The sequence below is a fragment of the Comamonas sp. CAH-2 genome (assembly GCF_009668305.1).
In the GTDB taxonomy this organism is placed as follows: domain Bacteria; phylum Pseudomonadota; class Gammaproteobacteria; order Burkholderiales; family Burkholderiaceae_C; genus Comamonas; species Comamonas aquatica.
Map to the genome: position 1 here is coordinate 1 of NZ_VSWF01000027.1, position 18,280 is coordinate 18,280.

An 18,280-nucleotide genomic window follows, 5' to 3' on the forward strand; every position below is an offset into this window, starting at 1 on the left:
GGCTGGCGCTGGGGGCGGGCGTGGCCTCGCGCAGCGGCGCCCACAGGGCCTGCAGGTCGTTGACCTTGTGGCCCGCCACCTCCTGCAGGGGCATGGCGTACTGCACCTGCGGCGCCATGGGCGCGCGCACGGGGCTGGTGCTGGGCTGCCAGCCCAGGCTGGCCGGGGCTGCCGGGGCGTTGGCTTCGGTCAACGGGGCCTGCGCGGCGTCGGCCAGCAAGGCGGCGCGCGGCGCGGCCAGGGCGTCTTCCACGGCGTGCTTGATGGCCTGGTGCACTTCGCGGCTGTCGCGAAAGCGTACCTCGATCTTGGTGGGGTGGACGTTGACGTCCACACGGGCCGGGTCCATCTCCACATACAGGGCATAGATGGGCTGTTTGTGCCCGTGCAGCACGTCTTCGTAGGCGCTCTTGGCGGCGTGGGTCAGCACCTTGTCGCGCACGAAGCGGCCGTTGACGTAGCAGTACTGCTGGTCGGGGCGGCTGCGCGCGGCGTCGGGCAGGCCGGCGCGGCCATATACGGTGATGCCGCTGGAGGCCGAGGTGCGTTGCACGGCGATGGAGTTGGCGATGAAGTCGTCACCCAGCACATCGCCCAGGCGGCGGGCCAGGGCCTCGTTGCGGTCGGCGCCTTCGGCCAGGGGCACGGCGCGCCATTGCTCGACCAGCTTGCCTTCGTGCCAGATGGCAAAGCCCACGTCCGGGCGTGCCAGGGCGTGGCGGCGCACGGACTCGATGCAGTGCGCCAGCTCGGTGGCATCGCTCTTGAGGAATTTGCGCCGCGCCGGGGTGCTGAAGAACAGCTCCTTGACCTCCAGCGTGGTGCCGCGGTTGCGCGGCGCGGGGCGCAGCTCGCCGCTGCGTGCTTCCAGCAGCCAGGCCTTGTCTTCACCGTCCAGGCGCGAGAGGATGCTGGTCTCCGACACCGAGGCGATGGCGGCCAGCGCCTCGCCACGAAAGCCCATGGTGCCCACGTGCTCCAGCTCCTGCAGGTCGCGGATCTTGCTGGTGGCATGGCGGCGCAGCGCCACGGGCAGTTCCTCGCGCGGAATGCCGCAGCCGTCGTCCTCGACGGCGATCAGCCGCACCCCGCCTGCCAGCAGGCGCACGGTGATCTGGGTGGCGCCGGCATCCAGGGCGTTGTCGACTAGTTCCCGCACCACCGAGGCGGGGCGTTCCACCACCTCACCAGCCGCAATCTGGCTGATGAGTTCATCGGGCAGGTCTTGGATGGCGCGGCGCGGCGCAGCAGGGGCAAAAGCGGTCATTGACCGCATTGTATGCAGCCCCTTCGGGGCGCTGCGGCAAGAGGTTTTCGGGTCCCGCCGGGATCAGCGGCGACGGCGGCGACCATCGTAGTAGTCGCTGTTCTGTCCCACCTGGTTGCCGATCAGGGCGCCGGCCGCGGCACCGCCCACGGTGCCCAGGGTGGAGCCGAACACGGCATTGCCCAGCAGGCCACCGGCCACCGCGCCGACGCCTGTGCCGACCTGGGCATTGCTGGGTGGGCGGTGGGCACAGCCCCCCAGTGCGAAAGCGCCCACCACAGCGGCGACCAACAATGTGTTGCGAGCTTTGATCATGTGCACCTCCTTGCATGTTGAATTTCAAACTCGGGTGCCACTGTGCCTGTGTCTGGCGGTGGCTGGCATGAACTTCCTGCAAAGTTCTGTCCCGTATTGCAAGCATTTGTGGTTTTGGTTTGCAGCTTGTTGCAGGCAATGTCCGAGTGTGTGGACAACCAGCGCGCCAACACCCGGCTTGGGGCCGAGAGGTCTGCGCATGGGACTACATTAACGCCTTGTTTGGACGCCGGTCCGCACACGGTGCAGGCTGGACTTTGAGGATGTGGTGGTGGAAATCGTCTCGTTGTTGATCGACTTCATTGTGCATATCGACAAGCACTTGGAGGCCTTGGTCGTGGCCTATGGCGCGTGGGTCTACGCGCTGCTGTTCCTGATCGTGTTTGTCGAAACCGGCCTGGTGGTGATGCCGTTCCTGCCCGGGGATTCGCTGCTGTTCATTGTGGGCGCCATGGCCGGTGTGGGCATGCTGCATTTCCCGCTGGCCTGCGGCATTTTGCTGGCGGCCGCCATTCTGGGCGACCAGTGCAACTATACGGTGGGGCGCATGGTCGGCCCCCAGGTCTTTCGCTGGGAAAAGTCGCGCTGGTTCAACCGTGCAGCCTTCGACAAGGCGAATGCTTTTTATGAACGCTATGGCGGCGTGACCATCATCCTGGCGCGCTTCATGCCTTTTATCCGAACCTTTGTGCCCTTTGCTGCGGGCGTGGCCCACATGTCGCGCGGCAAGTTCAGCGTGTTCAATGTGGCCGGCGCCGTGCTGTGGGTGCTGGGGATTGTGTCGGCGGGCTATTTCTTTGGGAATCTGCTGTGGGTGCGTGAGCACCTGGAAACCATCATCTGGGCGTTGATCCTGATCCCGGGTGCGGTGGCGCTGTATGGCGGCTGGAAGACCGGGCGACAGACGCCGCAGGCCTGACCCGCGCACGGGTGCCCAGCCAAACAAAAAGCCGACCCAGGTCGGCTTTTTGTTTGTGCGCTCCCAGGCGGCGCACGGTCATTTCTGGTCTTGGTTCTTGCCGATTTGGTTGCCGATCACGGCACCGGCTGCCGCACCGCCCAGGGTGCCGATGGTGCCACCCAGCACGGCATCGCCGACGAGCCCCCCTGCCACGGCCCCCACGCCGGTGCCCAATTGCTGGTTGTTGGCGCAGCCACCCAGGGCCAGGGTGGTGGTCAGTGCCAGGGCGGTCAGCCAAGTGTGTGGTTGTTGCATGCTTGAACTCCTGTCATTCACAAGTCCCTGCAGTATCCGGGGCCTGCGCCGTGCCCGGCGTCGGGCGTGCTTGCACAGGCCTGTAGGTCCAGGGAGCCTGTGCCTGCCCCACCTGCCCACCGGGACGGCCAGCGTTGGGGGAGGGTATGCCTAGGTGGCCGGCTGCGCGGGGCGGCACAGCCAGCGGTCCAGCAGCGCGATGACCAGGAACGAAGCGCCAACCAGGGGGAACAGCACACCGCCCACGGCCAGCAAGGCGGTGATGCCCGACAGGCTGCGGGCATCCTGCGGCTGGGGAGGTACGCCCCAGCCCTTGGCCGGCCGGCGTTTCCACCACATGGTGCCCGCACTGACGCACAGCAGGACGATGGCCAGGCAGGCCACCACCAGCACGGCCTGGTTCACCATGCCGAATTCCTGGCCCAGGTGGACATTGATGCCCCATTCCAGCCACCGTCCCAGGGGGCCATAGTCCTGGTAGCGCATGTCGACCAAGGGCAGGCCGCTGTACTGGTCGATGTGGATCACACGCTGCTGGTCGAGGTCGTGCGGGTAGATAGAGGCGGAATAGACGCCGGTAAGGCCCTTGGGGGGCTGTACTGTGTAGCCCTGCGCAATCCCCAGGCGGTCGAAGATGGCGATGGCCGCATCCCAGCCGAGGGCACCGTCGGCCTGTGTGGGGCTGGCGGGCATGGCTGCGGCATGGCCTGCGTGGCCCGCATGGGCGTCCTGGTCGGCGGGCCCGGACTGCGGAATCTGTGCCTGCTGCAGCGACCAGGCGGTGGTCGTGTGGTCGCTCAGCCGGGCTTGGGACATCGGCACCTGCACGCGCACCCCGGCCGGGTAGCCGAAGTTGTGGCCGTTGGCCAGTTCATTGGCCTTGGCGCCCCAGAACACCGACCAGGGCATGCCGGTGATCGCCAGGAACAGCAGCGCAGCCCCGACGAAGAGGCCGGTCACGGCATGCAGGTCGCGCCAGAACACGCGCTGCCTGGACGTGCCGCGCACGGACACGACACCCTGGATGCGCCCGCGCGGCCACCACAGGTACAGGCCGGTCAGCACCAGCAGGATGGCCCATCCGGCGGCGATCTCGATCGCGCCCCGGGCGATGCTGCCGAAATACTTCAGGCTGTGCAGCTTGCGGATGGTCCAGGCCACGTTGCCGCCTTCGGGCAATGCGCCGCGCACCGTGCCTTCCCTGGGGTCCACATAGACCATCAGCCGCCCCTGTGCGGTGGCGATGCCGACTTCCGCCGTGCGCCCGGGCGTGGCCGGGCCGGTGTACTTCACGAAGCTGCCAGGGTGCGCGTTCAAGGCGGCGGCGATCAGCTGGCTGCTGGGCTGAATTGGCTGGGTGCTGGCGCTGGCAAAGCGCAGCTCCCGGTGGAAGACATCGTCGATCGTGTCCTTGAACACAAACAGCCCGCCGGTGACCGCCAGCCAGATGAGGAAGGGCAGGACCAGCAGTCCGGCGTAGAAGTGCCAGCGCCAGACGGCGCGGTAGACGTCGGTATGGATCCGTGGGCGTGCCGCGGGGTTGGCAGGGGCTGGGGGGGACGGTGTCATGGGCGATGCAAAGAGGGCGGTGGAGGGAGGCGCAGGCCACAGGGCGTGCGCAGCCTGTGCTGGACCCGCGTGCCAGCCCAAGGTTCCCCGGTGTCCGTCGACGGCCCAGGCGGCACGGCCGTGGCGCCGTGGTCGGACCTGGAGGAGCGGGGCTGCCGCACCCACGGCGGGCGGCCGGTGCCGGCGCGCCTCAGACCGTGCGGGAACGGGCCAGCGGCGGGTTTTTGATGAAGTACTGGCGGATGCCGTCCATCATGGCGTCGGCCAGCTTGACCTGGTAAGTGGGGCTGCGCAGCTTCTGCTCTTCATCGGGGTTGCTGATGAAGGCGGTTTCGATCAGCACGCTGGGAATGTCCGGCGCTTTGAGCACGGCAAAGCCCGCCTGTTCGACGCGGGGCTTGTGCAGCCGGGCAAAGTCGCCGATCTGCGTCAGCAGGGCGGTGCCCAGCTTCAGGCTGTCGTTGATCTGGGCGGTGGTGCTCATGTCCAGCAGCATTTCCTGCACGCCCTTGTCCTGGCTGCGCACGTTCAGGCCGCCGACCAGGTCGGCCTGGTTTTCCTTGTCCGCCAGCCAGCGGGCCGCCGTGCTGGAGGCCCCCTTGTGGCTGAGCGCGTACACGCTGGCGCCGGCGGCCGAAGGGCGGGTGAAGGCATCGGCGTGGATGCTGATGAACAGGTCGGCCTGCACGCGGCGTGCCTTTTGCACGCGCACGCCCAGGGGCACGAAGAAGTCGCCGTCGCGCGTCATGTAGGCCCGCATGGGGCTGCCGTTGACCGTGCTCTTGTTGATGCGGTCGCGCAGCAGCTTGGCGATCTTCAGGACCACGTCCTTCTCATAGGTACCCTTGGGGCCGACGGCGCCGGGGTCCTCGCCGCCATGGCCAGGGTCCAGGGCCACGATGATGATGCGGTCGGTCTTGCGTGCCGGCGCGGGGCTGGCGGTCATGGAGCTGCCCGGTGTTTTGGACGCGGGGGCAGCCGTTGTGGGCGCCGTCGCCGTCGAGGTCGCTGGGGCTGCCGGCGTGGGGGGGGCGGCGTTGGGCTGGCTGTGCTTGGCGATCAGGTCGCCCAGTGGGTCCTGGGCCGGTGCGGAGGGGCTGGGGCTGAGGCCTGGCGGCAGGTCGGGGTGGCTGCTGGCATCGCGCAGTCGCTCCTGGATCAGCGCTTCCAGCGGGTCCACGGGCTTGGAGGGGTAGAGGTCGAACACCAGCCGGTGCTGGTAGCTGGCCACGGGCTTGAGCGAGAACACCTGGGGCACGGCATCCTGCTTCAGGTCGATCACCAGGCGCACCACGTTCGGGCTGTTCTGCCCCACGCGGATGGCCGCGATGTTCGGGTCGTCCGGCCGCACCTTGGCCACCAGTTCCTTGAGGGCGCTGTTGAGCTGCAGGCCCTCGATGTCCACGGCCAGCCGCGGCGGCGAGTTGATCAGGGTCTGCTTGGCCACCAGGGGCACATCGGACTCCAGGGTGACGCGCGAATAGTCTTCGGCAGGCCACACGCGCACCGCCATGATGGAGGCGCCGAAGGCGATTTGCTGCTTGCCCGCCAGCAGCAGGGCCAGGCTACCGGCTTGCAGCAGGGTGCGGCGGTTGGGACGGTAGGCGGTGAACAGGGGGTGCGCGGCGTCGTCGCTCATTGGGGCCAGTGCTGCAGCATGCGCCGCCCGCGCTCTGTGCTGGTGCGCAGAGTGACGCGGCGCTGGGTTTCGTCAATTGCTTCAATATGAATAGCTAGGTCCGCTGGCGGTGTCAGCGCAGCAGCCTTTTCCGGCCATTCTGCCAGTTTCAGGCCCTCTGCCGCAAAAATGTCACGAAAACCTGCATCTTCCCATTCGCGCGGATCGTCGAAACGGTAGAAGTCAAAGTGCCAGATGGCCAGGCCCGGGGCTTCGTGCGGCTCCACCACGGCGTAGGTAGGGCTTTTGATGCGGCCGGCCACCCCCAGGTTGCGCAGCAGGTGGCGCACCAGCGTGGTCTTGCCGGCGCCCAGGTCGCCGTGCAAGGTAATGTAGGCGTTGCGGGCCTCGGGCAGGGCCGCCAGCGCAGCGGCAAAAGCCGCAGTCGCCGTCTCGTCTTGCCAGGTGAGCACGCGCTCGTCGGCCGGGCCGCTTTCTACAATCGAAGGGTTATGGTGTGCAGCAGTCAATTGGTTCCTTTGATGCAGGACTGGGCCCGCGAGCTGGGATTTTCCCAAATCGGCGTGTCCGGCGTGGATTTGTCGTCTTGTGAGGACGGGCTGCTGCAATGGCTGGCCCAGGGCTTCCACGGCCAGATGCAGTACATGCAGGCCCACGGCCTCAAGCGCGCACGCCCGGCGGAGCTGGTGCCGGGCACGGTCAGCGTGATCACGGCGCGCATGGACTACCTGCCGGACAGCACGCCGCAGGACTGGCAGGCCGTGGAATGGGCGCGGCTGCAGCGCCCGCAGGAGGCCATCGTCTCGGTCTATGCCCGGGGGCGGGACTACCACAAGGTGCTGCGCAACCGGCTGCAGAAGCTGGCCGAGCGCATTGCGCAGGAGGTCGGGCCGCTGGGGCACCGCGCCTTCACGGATTCGGCCCCGGTGATGGAGGCCGAGCTGGCGCGCCGCAGCGGCCAGGGCTGGCGCGGCAAGCACACGCTGGTGCTGAGCCGCGATGCGGGTTCCATGTTCTTTCTTGGGGAAATCTATGTGGACCTGGCGCTGCCCGAGACGGCGCCGGTCACCGCGCACTGCGGCAGTTGCAGCAGCTGCATCGATGCCTGCCCCACGGGGGCCATCGTGGCCCCCCACCGCGTGGACGCGCGGCGCTGCATCTCCTACCTGACCATCGAGCACGACGGGGCGATCCCGCTAGAGCTGCGTCCCTTGATGGCCAACCGCATCTACGGCTGCGACGATTGCCAGCTGGCCTGCCCGTGGAACAAGTTTGCCCAGCGCAGCCCGCTGCCCGACTTCGATGTGCGCGGCGGCATGGTCGGCAGCACCCTGGTGCAGCTGTTCGGCTGGGACGAGGCCACGTTCCTGCGCTGCTCCGAAGGCAGCCCCATCCGCCGCATCGGCCATGAACGCTGGCTGCGCAACATCGCCGTGGCCCTGGGCAATGCGCTGCGCGCAGAGTCCCAGTCCGATGCCCGGGCGGCGCTGCGCCAGGCGCTGCAGGCGCGGGCCACGCACGACAGCGCCCTGGTGCGCGAGCACGTGCAGTGGGCGCTGGCGCAGGCTGCGGACGAATAAAAAAAGAGCGGCCTGCGCGCGTGGCGCAAGCGTTTCATTAAGGAATAGCTGTCAAACGACCGCTGTGCAAGCGCAGCACGCTCACTTTTTTCATCAATGTGCCAGCAAGCCCTGGCGGCGCAGGGCCTGCTCCAGCGCCTGGGCAAAGGCCGCATAGCCTTGCGCGTTGGCGTGCACCTGGTCGGCCCGCAGGCTGGCATCGCCCAGGATGGGGCCCCAGAGGTTGGCGATCAGCGGCACCTTCAGTTCCTGGGCCAGCTCCTGGTACAGCGGGTGATCGCTAGGCGTGGCGCCCGCGGCGGCCATCAGGCTGGGCTGGGGTATGGCCACCAGCACCGCCTGGGCGTTGGCCGCCTGGATGCTGCGCACGATCTGCTCTAGGGCCTCGCGCGTGGTGCCGGGTGCGGCACGGCGCAGAAAATCGTTGCCGCCCAGCCCCACGATCACCAGGAGCGGGGCATGCTCCTGCAGCAGGGCCGGCAGGCGCGCCAGGCCTTGGGCGCTGGTGTCGCCCGAGACCCCGGCGTTGGTCACCTCCCAGCCCGTGTGCTCGGCCAGCAGGCTGGGCCAGTCCTCGCCAGGGCGGGCACCGACCCCGGCGGTCAGCGAATCCCCCAGGGCCAGCACGCTGGCACCGGCCGGCACGGCCGCCACCGGGGGTGTTTTGGCACCGCAGGCCAGCAGGACCGATGTGGACAACAGGGCGAGCAGGGCGGTGCGGCGTGGAATCATGGCGTGGGCAGCAAGGACATCAGGGACAAGGCATAGGGCAGGCTGAGCACACCGAGGATGGTGGACAGCGTGACCAGGCCGGCGACATACGGTCCGTTATAGCCCATGCGTGCCGCCAGCACATAGCAGGTCGAGGCCGTGGGCAGGGCCGAAAACAACAGCAGCACCAGCGCCTGCTCGCCCTGCAGACCAAACACATGGATGGCGCCCAGCGCGATCAGGGGCTGGAGCAGGTGCCGGATGCCCAGCACGCCGACGCTCAGGCGCTTGGCGTGCGTGAGCAGGCCCAGTTGCATGCCGGCGCCGGCCGACATCAGGCCCAGGGCGATGGAGGCCGCGCCAATGCGCGCCACCGGCGGCTCCAGCCAGCTGGGCATGCGAAAGCCCAGCAGGTTGGCGCACAGGCCGCAGACCGTGGCAACGATCAGCGGGTTGCGGATCAGCTGGCCCCAGAAGCTGTGCTGGCCCTCGCGCGTCATGGGCCAGACCGCCGCAATGTTGAACATCGGCACGCAAAAGCCGATGAGCACGGAAATGAACAGCAGCCCCTGGGCGCCCGCCAGCCGGTCCGCCAGCGCCAGGCCGATGAAGGAGTTGAAGCGGAACGCCACCTGCGCGGCGCCAGCATGGTCGCGCGTGCTGATGTGGCGGCGCAGCCCGGGCCACCACGGCAGGCTGTAGGCCAGCGCGATGCCCGCCAGCCCCGAGGTGACGCCCGCCGCGATCAGGCTGGAGGTGGCGGCCCAGTCCAGCGGACTTTTGACGATGGAGTGGAACAGCAGCACCGGGAACAGCAGGTAGTACACCAGGGCTTCCGCCCCCTGCCAGATGGGGCGGTTCAGCGGGCTGAAGCGGCACAGCAGATAGCCCAGCAGGATGAGGGCAAAGTCGGGGAAGAGGAGTTGGGCGTAATTCACGGGCGCACAGCTTACTCTGGCCGGGCGCCGCCGGCGGGTCTGGAGTGTTGCCGCGCTGGCGCACCGGCGACAGTTCTTAGGTCGCAGGCATGCACAAAGTGTTACCGGGAATCTACTGAGAAAAAAGCCGTTGCCTGCCTGCCCGTTGGGAAAGTGCGTCCTTTAGCATCAAACGCTGCACCCAAACTTACAACATGAGGAGTCCCAGACCTATGAATCGTCGCACCTGCATTGGCCTTGCATTCGCGCTGGTGGGTTCTGCCGCCATGGCACAAACCTATCCCACGAAACCCATCAAGCTGCTGGTGCCGTTTGCCCCCGGCGGCACGACGGACATCATTGCGCGCGTGATGGCGGAGCCTCTGGGGCGTGAGCTGGGGCAAACCGTGATCGTGGAAAACAAGGGCGGTGGCGGCGGCGTGATCGGCGCGCTGGAGACCTCGCGCGCCGCGCCGGACGGCTATTCGCTGGGGATTGCCACGGTGTCCACCACGGCCACCAACCCCGCCATCAATCCCAAGATCCCCTACAACACCCTCACGGACTTCACCCCCGTGATCAACATCGCGGCCACACCGAATGTGCTGGCCGTGAACCCCAAGTTCGGTCCCACCAACCACAAGGATTTCCTGGCCACGCTGAAGGCTTCCCAGGGCAAGTTCTCGTACGCCTCCTCGGGCACCGGGGGCATCCAGCACATGCTGATGGAGCTGTACAAGAGCCTGACCGGCACCTTCATCACCCACATTCCCTACCGTGGCGCGGGCCCCGCGCTGAACGACACGGTGGCGGGCCAGGTGCCCATGATTCTGGACAACCTGCCTTCGGCGCTGCCGTTCATCAAGGACAAGCGCCTGCTGCCGATCGCTGTGGCCGCGCCCTCGCGCCTGGCGGTGCTGCCCGATGTGCCCACCTTCAAGGAAGTGGGTCTGGAGCCCGTGAACCGCATGGCCTACTACGGTATCGTGGGTCCCAAGGGCATGCCCAAGGACGTGGTCGACAAGCTGAATGCTGCTGTCAAGAAGGTGCTGCACGACCCCGCCGTGATCAAGCGCATCGAAGACACGGGCTCGCTGGTGATCGGCAATACGCCGGAAGAGTTTGCGCAGCAGATCAAGGCGGAGTACGAGACCTACAAAAAGGTCGTGGTCGAGCAGAAGCTGACGCTGGAATGAGGACCTGATCGGTCCCCGGGTACCAAGGCGCTGCCCTATAGGGGCCGCGCCTTTTTTATCGCCCACAATCGCTGACCATGAGTGATGCAACCCTGCAGGCCAGTCTATCGGCCATCGATGATTTCATCGAATCCCTGTTTCTGGAGGATGGCCTGTCCGCTAACACCTTGCAGGCCTACCGCCGGGATCTGACGGCCTGCGCGCAATTTCTGGCGCAGACCGATGCAGCCTGTACGCTGGATGCGGCGCAGGAGTCGCACCTGCAGGCCTTTTTGCAGGCGCGCCATGTGCAGGGCGTCAAGGCCGTGTCCAGCAACCGTGGGCTGAGCGTGCTGCGCCGCTATTTCCACTGGGGCTTGCGCGAACGCCGCATCCAGAGTGATCCCACGGTGCGCCTGCTGGCCGCCAAGAAGCCACTGCGCGTGCCCCACACCCTGACCCAGGCCCAGGTGGAAGCCTTGCTGCTGGCGCCGGATGTCACCACGCCCCTGGGGCTGCGGGACCGCGCCATGCTGGAGCTGATGTATGCCAGCGGCCTGCGGGTGAGCGAGCTGGTGGGGTTGCAGATGCACCATCTGGACATTCCGGCCGGCGTGCTGCGCACCGAGGGCAAGGGCCGCAAGGAGCGGTTGGTGCCGTTTGGCGAGGAGGCGCAGGCCTGGCTGCTGCGTTATCTGCAGGAAGCCCGTGCCGCCATCCTGCATGGCCAAAGCACGAGTGACCTGTTCGTCACCCAGCGTGGCAGCGGCATGACGCGGGTGATGTTCTGGGTGCTGGTGAAGAAATATGCCCAGGTGGCGGGCATCACGGCCCCGCTGTCGCCCCACACGCTGCGCCATGCCTTTGCCACGCATTTGCTCAACCATGGCGCGGATTTGCGCGTGGTGCAGATGCTGCTGGGGCATGCCGATATTTCGACGACCACCATCTACACGCATGTGGCGCGCGAGCGCCTGCAGCAACTGCATGCCCAGCACCACCCGCGTGGCGGAGGTGCTTAAGCGGTGTTGATGTGGATTAAGGCAAATTAATCTTGATGCAAAATCAAAGACTGGTTTGTCAATACGGAGTAACGATCATGAACGCCATGCGCCGCGGCCTGTTGGCCGCCGCACTGCTGTCTGCTGCAGCACCCGCCATTTCCTGGGCTGAGACCGCACCCTGGCCCAGCAAGCCGATCCGCATCGTGGTGGCCTACCCCGGTGGGGGCGTGAGCGACACGGTGGCGCGTGCCCTGGGGGAGAAGCTCAGCGTGCAACTGGCCACCCCCATCGTGGTGGAGAACAAGGCCGGTGCCGGTGGCACGATTGGCCTGGATGCCGTGGCCAAGGCGGCCCCCGATGGCTACACGATCGGCTTTGCCGCCATCAGCCCCGTGGCCCTGAACCCGCACCTGGGCGCGGTACCGTTCGATCCGCAAAAGGACTTGGCCCCCGTGGTCAGCGTGATGTATTCGCCCGTGCTGATCTTGGGCACTTCCGCCAACCGTGCGTCCAGTTTCCAGGCCTTGCTGGCAGAGTCCAAGAGCCATCCCGGTGCGGTGCGCTGGGCGACCGCCGGCCTGGCTTCTTTGGGGCACATCGTGCTGGAGCAGGTGAAGTACAGCAGCAAGGTGGACATCACGCACATTCCCTACAAGGGCGGTGGCCAGCAACTCAACGATGCCCTGGGCGGGCAGTTCGAGGTGCTGTCGACGAATGCCGGCCCCACCGTGATGCAGCACATCCAGGCCGGCAAGCTCAAGGCCCTGGCCGTGGGTGCACCGCAGCGCCTGGAATCGCTGCCGCAGGTCCCCACACTGGCGGAGCTGGGCTTTCCCGGAGCCAATTCCACCTCGCTGTTCGGCATCTTTGCGCCAGCCAAGACTCCGCAGGCTGTGCTGCAGCGTTTGAACAAGGAATTCAACAAGGCGCTGGCCGAGCCTGACATCCAGGCCAAGCTCAAGGCTTCGGACAACGTTCCGACCGGTGGCGATGCGCAGACCTTTGCCAAGCAGATTGCGCAAGAGTCGGCCAACAACGCCCGCATCATCAAGGCCGCCAACCTGCGCGCGCAGTGATGCAGCGCCGCGAGGCCGTGTAAAAAGCCACCGCAAAGGTGGCTTTTTTTATGTGCGGTGGCGTGGTGTGCCGGCTCAGCCGACGTCGTCGGCCAGGTTGTCGGCCCACGCCAGGGCCTGCAGGTGCGCCCAGTTGACCTGGTGGTTGGACAGGTGCAGGGCTTCGGAGGTGCGGGCAAAGACTTCGTCGTCGCCGTTCTCGCAGGCCAGCACCAGCTCCAGGAAGGGGGCGTAGACCCCTGTCTTGTGCAGCAGGGCGTCCTGGACCGTCTGGGGCAGAGCGATCGAACTCAGCGCCTTGTCCATGGGAATGCCCAGCATCACGTCCAGTAGGGAGAACACCCCGACCACGAAGGCATTGTCGACTTCCTCCGTGGACAGCATCTCGGCGGCCAGTAGCTCCATCAGGCGGCCGCGCACCACGGCGGTCTGACCGACGGCAGGGGCGGTGCCCCCTGCGCGGGAGGTGGTCATCAGCAGAGCGGCCCAGCGGAACAGCTTTTTGAGCCCCAGGATCATGACCGCATGGCGGAACGAGGTGATTTCGCAGGACAGGCCGAAGCCCGAGGAGTTGATGAATCGCAGCAGGTTGAAGGACAGCGTGGGGTCCTTCTTGAGCACTTCCTCAATCTCTGCCGTGCTGCTCTGGCTGCGCACCAGGTTGAGCAATTGCAAGATGGTGCCTTGCGATGGGCGCACGGTCTTGGCGGACACCACATCGGGGCGGGCGAACCAGAAGCCCTGAAACAGGCGCACGCCCAGCGAGTGCATCAGGTCGAACTGTTCCTGGGTCTCCACCTTCTCCGCCACGATTTGTGCCGTGGTGTGGGTCTGGGCAAATTTCACCAGCGCTTCGGCACTCTCGACCGGGAAGCTCAGCATGTCGAGCTTGATGAAGCTGGCCATCGGCAGCCAGTGCACGTAGGCACGGCGCAGCAGGTTCTGGTCGAACGCCAGGCGAAAGCCGCGCTGGCGCAGGCTTTGGAACACGGGGATCAGGGCGGCAATTTCTTCGGGCGTGGCGTCATCGCCCAGGGTGGGCACTTCCAGCACCACCTTGTCGGGGTGGATCAGCTCCAGGTGGCCGCCCACCAGGCTCTCGTGGGTGCAGTTGACGAACACCAGCTTGCGTCCGACCAGGGCCTCGGTGCCGGCATACGACAGGGCGTTGAACAGCAGTGCCGCATCACTGGCGGCCGTGTGCGCATCCACGGCGGTCGTGCGATCGAACAGCTCATAGCCAAAAACTTCGCGGCGCTCGTTCAGAATGGCCTGGCGGCCAATCATGGACACGGAGTCATCGGTCACGCCGGCAGGCAGGGCGGGAGCGGTCGGATAGGCACTGGAATCAGAGGTCATCGGTGGTGTGTACGCGGTCATGGGCCTTTGCGGGCAGCAGATAACCGCCAATGGTAGTGGGTGCAACAGGCTCTGGTGCCCCACTGTACTGGATTGGCAACACCGTGGCGACCGGTATTCCGTACGTGATGTCCCGCAGGTTTATTGCGTGATCTGGTCGCACCAGGCCAGGGCTTGCAGGTGGGCCCAGTTGATCTGCTGGCTGGTGAGCTGGAGCACCGAGGCCGAGTGGTCGAAGGCCAGGTCATCGCTGCTTTCGCAGGCTTCGGCCAGCTGCAGCAGCTCGCCAAAGACGCCTTCGTGTTTGAGCAGGGCATCGCGCACGGCGGTCGGGATGTTGATCAGTTGCAGCGCATCCTGCATGGGAATGCTGAGCATCGCGTCCAGCAGCGAGAAGATGCCGACCACAAAGGCCTGCTCCGCCTCTTCCTCGCTCATGAACTCCAGGGCCAGCAGTTCCATCAGGCGGCCACGGATGACGGCGGTATGACCGATGGAGGCGCTGGTGTTGCCGTACTTGGAGGCGGTGAGCAGCAGGGCCGCCCAGCGGAACAGCTTCTTCAGACCCATGATCATCACGGCCTGGCGGAACGAGGTGATTTCGCGCGCGGTGCCAAAGCCGGCGGAATTGATCAGGCGCATCAGGTTGAAGGCCAGCCCGGCGTCCTTTTTCAGCACTTCCTCGATCTCATCGGTGCTGGCCTGGCGGCGCAGCAGGTTGATGAGCTGGATGATGCTGGCCTGGTTGGGGGCCAGCAGCTTGGTCTCGACCACGGCAGGGCGCGAGAACCAGTAGCCCTGGAACAGGGAGACGCCGATGCTCTTGAGCAGGTCGAACTGCTGCGGGGTCTCGACCTTGGTGGCAATCAGCTGGGCCTTGGAATGGCGCGCCGCGTAGCTGACCAGCACGGCCAGTTGCTCAGGGCGCAGCACGGTCAGGTCCAGCTTGATGAAGTCCGCCAGCGGCAGCCAAGTGGCGTAGGCCGATTCCAGCACGGTGTGGTTGAAGGACAGCTTGAAGCCGCGTTCCCGCAGGCCACGCAGGATCGGCAGGCGGGCCACTGCCTCGGTGGCGGCCACATGGCCCAGGGGCTCCACCTCGAGCACCACTTTTTCGGGGTTGAGCAACTCCAGGTGCCCGCCCGCCAGGCTTTCGTGCGTGCTGTTGACAAACAGCAGCTTGGTGCCCACCAGGTCTTCGCGGCCGGCATGGGACATGGCCGTGAACAGCAGGATGACGTCGGTGGCCGCCGTGTGTTCGGCCGGAGCGCGGGAGCGGTTGAACAGCTCGTAGCCAATCACATCCTTGTCCACATTCACGATGGCCTGGCGTGCAATCATGGGAGAACCGGCATGAGCAACAGGCGTGGATGAGGGCTGGACGGGGGCAATAACGGACATGTCTGCGGGTTGGCGTTGCGTAATCTGGGTGGTCTGTGAATCCAGCATGTCAGTGCTGTTCCAGCCAGGCCAGCTCTTCGTCGGTAAACCCTGCGGCCTGTCGGGCCTGGGTATTGAACGGTGGGCGAGGGCGAGGCGCTTCGTATTTCAGAGCCAATGCAGTGTAGTGCGATTGCGGATCCATATCATTGCGCTGGCATAAGAAGCGATACCAATGGTTACCGATCGCGACATGGCCCACCTCCTCGCGCAGGATGACATCCAGGATCTCCACGGCGGCCCAGGCATCGGGGGTGCCTGCCTGGCGCAGCTTGGCCTGGATCTGCGGCGTGGCGTCGAGTCCACGCGCCTCCAGCGTGCGCGGAACCAGGGCCATGCGGGCGGTGATGTCGTGTGCGGTTTTCTCGCACATGGTCCACAGTCCCTGGTGCGCCGGGAAGTCGCCGTAGTCGTGCTTCTGGGCCAAAAGCCAGTCGCGGATTAGTAAAAAATGCTTACCTTCCTCACCAGCCACTTGCAACCAATCTTGGTAGTAGGCCGCAGGCATGGCATCAAAGCGCCAGATGGCATCCAGCGCCAGGTTGATGGCGTTGAATTCGATGTGCGCGATCGCGTGCATCAGGGTGATGCGGCCCTCCAGGGTGGCCGGGGAGCGGCGGGCCACTTCGGTGTGGTGGCGCAGCACCGGGCGCTGCGGATGCCCGGGTAGGTGGCAGTCGGCCGGCAGAGCGGGCGCGGTCGGGGCGATGGAGAACTGTGCGCTGTGCGCAAACATTTCCATAGCAGCCGTCGCTTTGTGGATGGGGTCGCAGAGGCACAAAACCTCAAGGGCGCGTTGTCGAAGCTCCATACCTACAATTCTAATTTTCCCGCGCAGACAAAAACAGGAGACACAGCATGGCCGTATACGCATTGGAAGAACTGGTGCCCGAGGTGGCAGACAGCGCCTGGATCGCCGACAGCGCCCAGGTGATGGGCAAGGTGCAGATTGGCGCCGACGCCAGCGTCTGGTTTGGCACCGTGGTGCGCGGGGATACGGACAGCATCAGCATCGGCGAAGGCAGCAACGTGCAGGACGCCAGCGTGCTGCACGCCGATTTCGGCATGCCTTTGGCGATTGGCCGACACGTGACCGTGGGCCATCAGGTCATGCTGCACGGGTGCACGATCGGCGACGAGTCCTTGATCGGAATTGGCGCTATCGTGCTCAACGGGGCGAAAATTGGCAAAAATTGCTTGGTGGGTGCAGGTGCGCTGGTGACCGAAGGCAAGGAGTTTCCGGATGGATCGATGATCATCGGCAGTCCGGCCCGCGTGGTTCGGCAGCTCACCCCCGAGCAGATGGAAGGCCTGCGCCGCAGTGCGCAGCACTATATCGAGAATGCGCGCCGCTTCAAGGCGGGGCTGCGCAAGCTGGGCTGAGGCCTGGCACTTACAGCAATCACTGACTGGGATACACACAGCGTGTCTGAACTCCACAAATTCCTATTCGATGGCCTGCCGGTGCGCGGCATGATCGTGCGACTGACCGATGCCTGGAAGGACATCCTCCAGCGTCGCGCCAGCAACACCGACACCGGGGCCTATCCGGCCGCCGTGCGCGAGCTGCTGGGGGAGATGGCGGCGGCCAGCGTGCTGATGCAGTCCAACATCAAGTTCAACGGCGCCCTGGTGTTCCAGATCTTTGGTGACGGCCCGGTCAAGGTGGCCGTGGCCGAGGTGCAGTCCAACCTGGCGCTGCGCGCCACGGCCTCGGTGCATGGCGCCGTGCCTGCGGGGGCGGAGCTGGCGGAGCTGGTCAACCTCCAGGGGGGCGGGCGTTGCGCCATCACGCTCGATCCCAAGGACCGCCTGCCGGGCCAGCAGCCTTACCAGGGCGTGGTGCCGCTGCAGGGCATGGACGGCGAGCCGTTTGAGAAGATTTCCGAAGTACTGCAGCACTACATGCGCCAGTCCGAACAGCTGGACACCTGCATCGTGCTGGCCGCCAACGACGAGGTGGCGGCGGGCCTGATGATCCAGCGCATGCCGCTCAAGGGCCAGGACAACCTGGCCGGGGCCACCGAGAGCCGCCAGGACGAGCAGGACGCCATCGGCGCCAGCGAGGACTACAACCGCATCGCCACCCTGGCCGCCAGCCTGACGCGCGACGAGCTGCTGGCGCTGGATGTGGACACCATCCTGCGCCGCCTGTTCTGGGAGGAGAAGCTGTTGCGCTTCGTGCCCCAGGACGGTGACCAGGGCCCGCACTTCGCCTGCACCTGCAGCCGCGAACGCGTGGAAGACATGCTGCGCAACCTGGGCCAGGAAGAAGTGGCGCAGGTGGTGCAGGAGCAGGGACATGTGGAAGTCGGCTGCGACTACTGCGGCGCCCAGTACCGCTTTGACGCGGTGGATGCGGCCCAGCTGTTCACGGCCGCGCAGCACCAGGCACCTGGCTCGTCCTCGGTGCAGTAATTCAGGAGCCGCGGCACCCGCAGGGTGCTGCATGAAAGATAGCTGCCAGCGCGCGGTGTGCTTGGATTTCCGGTTTCAAGAGATCGGAAATCCAGGGCCAACAAGCGCAGGCAGCTATTTTTTTATGCCCAACGTGGCCGCGCTGGCGCTCAGCGCTGCAGCAGGTGCTGGAACAGCTGGTGTTCGCTGGCGGCGTCCAGGCACTCCTGGCAGTCGTCCTGCAGATGGGGGGCATTGCCCTGGGCAGGCGTGGTGATCCAGGGGCGCAGCTGCTGGGCCTGTTGCGCGGCGTTGCCGTACAGCATGTGGACCGGCCAGGGGCTGTGCGGCAGGTGCTCGGCACGCCAGGCGGCTTCCAGGCGCAGTGCGGCATCGGGCGCGCCGGTAGGCAGCAGGGCCCACAGCAGCAGGCTGTCTGCCGGCATGGCCGGCGTGGGCCATTGCGTCAGCGGCTGCAGGCCGTGCAGCGGCACGCGCGCCTGGGCGGCGGCGTGCAGCACCTGGGCGCAGTGGGCTGCGCTGGCGCACAACAGGATGCGGGGGGCAGGGGGCAAGGGCTGGCGCAAGCGGGTGGCCCGAAGGCAGGAAGGGCAG

At 66.2% G+C, this 18,280-nt stretch carries 19 protein-coding genes; 7 read left to right on the forward strand and 12 right to left on the reverse strand.

Features of this window, described 5'->3' with window-relative positions:
- Together mutL and FYM52_RS13710 are read right to left on the reverse strand one after the other, a co-directional pair.
- A partial coding sequence (gene mutL / locus FYM52_RS13705; protein ID WP_154164498.1) for a DNA mismatch repair endonuclease MutL occupies positions 1 to 1,267 on the reverse strand: 1,267 nt, incomplete at its 3' end.
- Between the two features lie 63 nt (positions 1,268 to 1,330).
- Positions 1,331 to 1,582, reverse strand: a complete 252-nt coding sequence (locus FYM52_RS13710) for a glycine zipper domain-containing protein (protein WP_154164499.1) — start codon at positions 1,580 to 1,582, stop codon at positions 1,331 to 1,333.
- Between the two features lie 271 nt (positions 1,583 to 1,853).
- Between FYM52_RS13710 and FYM52_RS13715 the strand changes: the two genes are divergently transcribed.
- Positions 1,854 to 2,501: a VTT domain-containing protein gene (locus FYM52_RS13715; RefSeq protein ID WP_162524729.1), complete on the forward strand. Its 648-nt coding sequence runs from the start codon at positions 1,854 to 1,856 to the stop codon at positions 2,499 to 2,501.
- A gap of 78 nt (positions 2,502 to 2,579) precedes the next feature.
- Here FYM52_RS13715 and FYM52_RS13720 read toward each other — a convergent pair whose 3' ends face one another.
- The 4 genes from FYM52_RS13720 to tsaE all read right to left on the reverse strand — a co-directional run bounded on the left by FYM52_RS13720 (position 2,580) and on the right by tsaE (position 6,515).
- A complete protein-coding gene (locus FYM52_RS13720; protein ID WP_042415334.1) occupies positions 2,580 to 2,798 on the reverse strand; it encodes a glycine zipper domain-containing protein in 219 nt (72 codons plus the stop codon).
- Positions 2,799 to 2,948: 150 nt separating this feature from the next.
- Positions 2,949 to 4,367: a PepSY domain-containing protein gene (locus FYM52_RS13725; RefSeq protein ID WP_154164501.1), complete on the reverse strand. Its 1,419-nt coding sequence runs from the start codon at positions 4,365 to 4,367 to the stop codon at positions 2,949 to 2,951.
- 190 nt (positions 4,368 to 4,557) lie between these two features.
- Positions 4,558 to 6,006 (reverse strand): N-acetylmuramoyl-L-alanine amidase, encoded by a 1,449-nt coding sequence (locus FYM52_RS13730; RefSeq protein WP_154164502.1) that lies wholly within the window; start codon positions 6,004 to 6,006, stop codon positions 4,558 to 4,560.
- Positions 6,003 to 6,515, reverse strand: coding sequence for a tRNA (adenosine(37)-N6)-threonylcarbamoyltransferase complex ATPase subunit type 1 TsaE (tsaE, locus tag FYM52_RS13735; protein WP_042415341.1), 513 nt, complete (start codon positions 6,513 to 6,515; stop codon positions 6,003 to 6,005). The genes FYM52_RS13730 and tsaE overlap by 4 nt, the downstream gene beginning before the upstream one ends.
- A gap of 12 nt (positions 6,516 to 6,527) precedes the next feature.
- Here tsaE and queG point away from each other — a divergent pair, with 12 nt between their 5' ends.
- Positions 6,528 to 7,586, forward strand: a complete 1,059-nt coding sequence (gene queG / locus FYM52_RS13740) for a tRNA epoxyqueuosine(34) reductase QueG (protein ID WP_154164503.1) — start codon at positions 6,528 to 6,530, stop codon at positions 7,584 to 7,586.
- Positions 7,587 to 7,679: 93 nt separating this feature from the next.
- Here queG and FYM52_RS13745 read toward each other — a convergent pair whose 3' ends face one another.
- Complete coding sequence (locus FYM52_RS13745) at positions 7,680 to 8,318, reverse strand: arylesterase (RefSeq protein WP_154164504.1); 639 nt, start codon at positions 8,316 to 8,318, stop codon at positions 7,680 to 7,682.
- A complete protein-coding gene (locus FYM52_RS13750) occupies positions 8,315 to 9,235 on the reverse strand; it encodes an AEC family transporter (protein ID WP_162524730.1) in 921 nt (306 codons plus the stop codon). Before FYM52_RS13750 ends, FYM52_RS13745 begins: the two co-directional genes overlap by 4 nt.
- A gap of 212 nt (positions 9,236 to 9,447) precedes the next feature.
- On the opposite strand from FYM52_RS13750, the gene FYM52_RS13755 reads away from it, so the two are divergent.
- The 3 genes from FYM52_RS13755 (at position 9,448) to FYM52_RS13765 (ending at position 12,469) form a co-directional block, all read left to right on the forward strand.
- Positions 9,448 to 10,410, forward strand: coding sequence for a tripartite tricarboxylate transporter substrate binding protein BugE (locus FYM52_RS13755; RefSeq protein WP_043379412.1), 963 nt, complete (start codon positions 9,448 to 9,450; stop codon positions 10,408 to 10,410).
- A 77-nt stretch (positions 10,411 to 10,487) separates the two neighbouring features.
- Positions 10,488 to 11,411 (forward strand): site-specific tyrosine recombinase XerD, encoded by a 924-nt coding sequence (gene xerD, locus FYM52_RS13760; RefSeq protein WP_154164506.1) that lies wholly within the window; start codon positions 10,488 to 10,490, stop codon positions 11,409 to 11,411.
- 77 nt (positions 11,412 to 11,488) lie between these two features.
- Positions 11,489 to 12,469 carry a Bug family tripartite tricarboxylate transporter substrate binding protein gene (locus FYM52_RS13765; RefSeq protein WP_370513850.1) on the forward strand — a complete coding sequence of 327 codons (981 nt, stop codon included), beginning with the start codon at positions 11,489 to 11,491 and terminating at the stop codon, positions 12,467 to 12,469.
- Between the two features lie 75 nt (positions 12,470 to 12,544).
- Here the strand turns inward: FYM52_RS13765 and FYM52_RS13770 are convergent, their stop codons facing one another.
- The 3 genes from FYM52_RS13770 to FYM52_RS13780 all read right to left on the reverse strand — a co-directional run bounded on the left by FYM52_RS13770 (position 12,545) and on the right by FYM52_RS13780 (position 16,079).
- Positions 12,545 to 13,828, reverse strand: a complete 1,284-nt coding sequence (locus FYM52_RS13770) for an EAL and HDOD domain-containing protein (RefSeq protein ID WP_043379418.1) — start codon at positions 13,826 to 13,828, stop codon at positions 12,545 to 12,547.
- Between the two features lie 141 nt (positions 13,829 to 13,969).
- Positions 13,970 to 15,229 carry an EAL and HDOD domain-containing protein gene (locus tag FYM52_RS13775; RefSeq protein WP_238826216.1) on the reverse strand — a complete coding sequence of 420 codons (1,260 nt, stop codon included), beginning with the start codon at positions 15,227 to 15,229 and terminating at the stop codon, positions 13,970 to 13,972.
- A gap of 49 nt (positions 15,230 to 15,278) precedes the next feature.
- Positions 15,279 to 16,079 (reverse strand): ferritin-like domain-containing protein, encoded by an 801-nt coding sequence (locus FYM52_RS13780; RefSeq protein WP_154164507.1) that lies wholly within the window; start codon positions 16,077 to 16,079, stop codon positions 15,279 to 15,281.
- A 47-nt stretch (positions 16,080 to 16,126) separates the two neighbouring features.
- Between FYM52_RS13780 and FYM52_RS13785 the strand changes: the two genes are divergently transcribed.
- Both FYM52_RS13785 and FYM52_RS13790 read left to right on the forward strand, forming a co-directional pair.
- On the forward strand, positions 16,127 to 16,651 hold the full coding sequence (locus tag FYM52_RS13785) for a gamma carbonic anhydrase family protein (RefSeq protein WP_043379425.1): 525 nt from the start codon (positions 16,127 to 16,129) through the stop codon (positions 16,649 to 16,651).
- A 42-nt stretch (positions 16,652 to 16,693) separates the two neighbouring features.
- The gene (locus FYM52_RS13790) at positions 16,694 to 17,686 is read left to right on the forward strand and encodes an Hsp33 family molecular chaperone HslO (RefSeq protein ID WP_162524731.1); all 993 of its coding nucleotides are present in this window, start codon (positions 16,694 to 16,696) and stop codon (positions 17,684 to 17,686) included.
- A 149-nt stretch (positions 17,687 to 17,835) separates the two neighbouring features.
- Here the strand turns inward: FYM52_RS13790 and FYM52_RS13795 are convergent, their stop codons facing one another.
- The gene (locus tag FYM52_RS13795; protein ID WP_154164508.1) at positions 17,836 to 18,240 is read right to left on the reverse strand and encodes a hypothetical protein; all 405 of its coding nucleotides are present in this window, start codon (positions 18,238 to 18,240) and stop codon (positions 17,836 to 17,838) included.
- Positions 18,241 to 18,280 lie beyond the last annotated feature (40 nt).

What these genes read in the sequence shown, in the direction of transcription:
- FYM52_RS13725 (WP_154164501.1), bottom strand. Translation starts at nt 4,367, where the DNA reads ATGACACCGTCCCCCCCAGCCCCTGCCAACCCCGCGGCACGCCCACGG.
- FYM52_RS13710 (WP_154164499.1), bottom strand. Translation starts at nt 1,582, where the DNA reads ATGATCAAAGCTCGCAACACATTGTTGGTCGCCGCTGTGGTGGGCGCT.
- FYM52_RS13765 (WP_370513850.1), top strand. Translation starts at nt 11,489, where the DNA reads ATGAACGCCATGCGCCGCGGCCTGTTGGCCGCCGCACTGCTGTCTGCT.
- FYM52_RS13755 (WP_043379412.1), top strand. Translation starts at nt 9,448, where the DNA reads ATGAATCGTCGCACCTGCATTGGCCTTGCATTCGCGCTGGTGGGTTCT.
- FYM52_RS13745 (WP_154164504.1), bottom strand. Translation starts at nt 8,318, where the DNA reads ATGATTCCACGCCGCACCGCCCTGCTCGCCCTGTTGTCCACATCGGTC.
- FYM52_RS13730 (WP_154164502.1), bottom strand. Translation starts at nt 6,006, where the DNA reads ATGAGCGACGACGCCGCGCACCCCCTGTTCACCGCCTACCGTCCCAAC.
- FYM52_RS13720 (WP_042415334.1), bottom strand. Translation starts at nt 2,798, where the DNA reads ATGCAACAACCACACACTTGGCTGACCGCCCTGGCACTGACCACCACC.
- xerD (WP_154164506.1), top strand. Translation starts at nt 10,488, where the DNA reads ATGAGTGATGCAACCCTGCAGGCCAGTCTATCGGCCATCGATGATTTC.
- FYM52_RS13770 (WP_043379418.1), bottom strand. Translation starts at nt 13,828, where the DNA reads ATGACCTCTGATTCCAGTGCCTATCCGACCGCTCCCGCCCTGCCTGCC.
- queG (WP_154164503.1), top strand. Translation starts at nt 6,528, where the DNA reads ATGCAGGACTGGGCCCGCGAGCTGGGATTTTCCCAAATCGGCGTGTCC.
- FYM52_RS13780 (WP_154164507.1), bottom strand. Translation starts at nt 16,079, where the DNA reads ATGGAGCTTCGACAACGCGCCCTTGAGGTTTTGTGCCTCTGCGACCCC.
- FYM52_RS13785 (WP_043379425.1), top strand. Translation starts at nt 16,127, where the DNA reads ATGGCCGTATACGCATTGGAAGAACTGGTGCCCGAGGTGGCAGACAGC.
- FYM52_RS13775 (WP_238826216.1), bottom strand. Translation starts at nt 15,229, where the DNA reads ATGTCCGTTATTGCCCCCGTCCAGCCCTCATCCACGCCTGTTGCTCAT.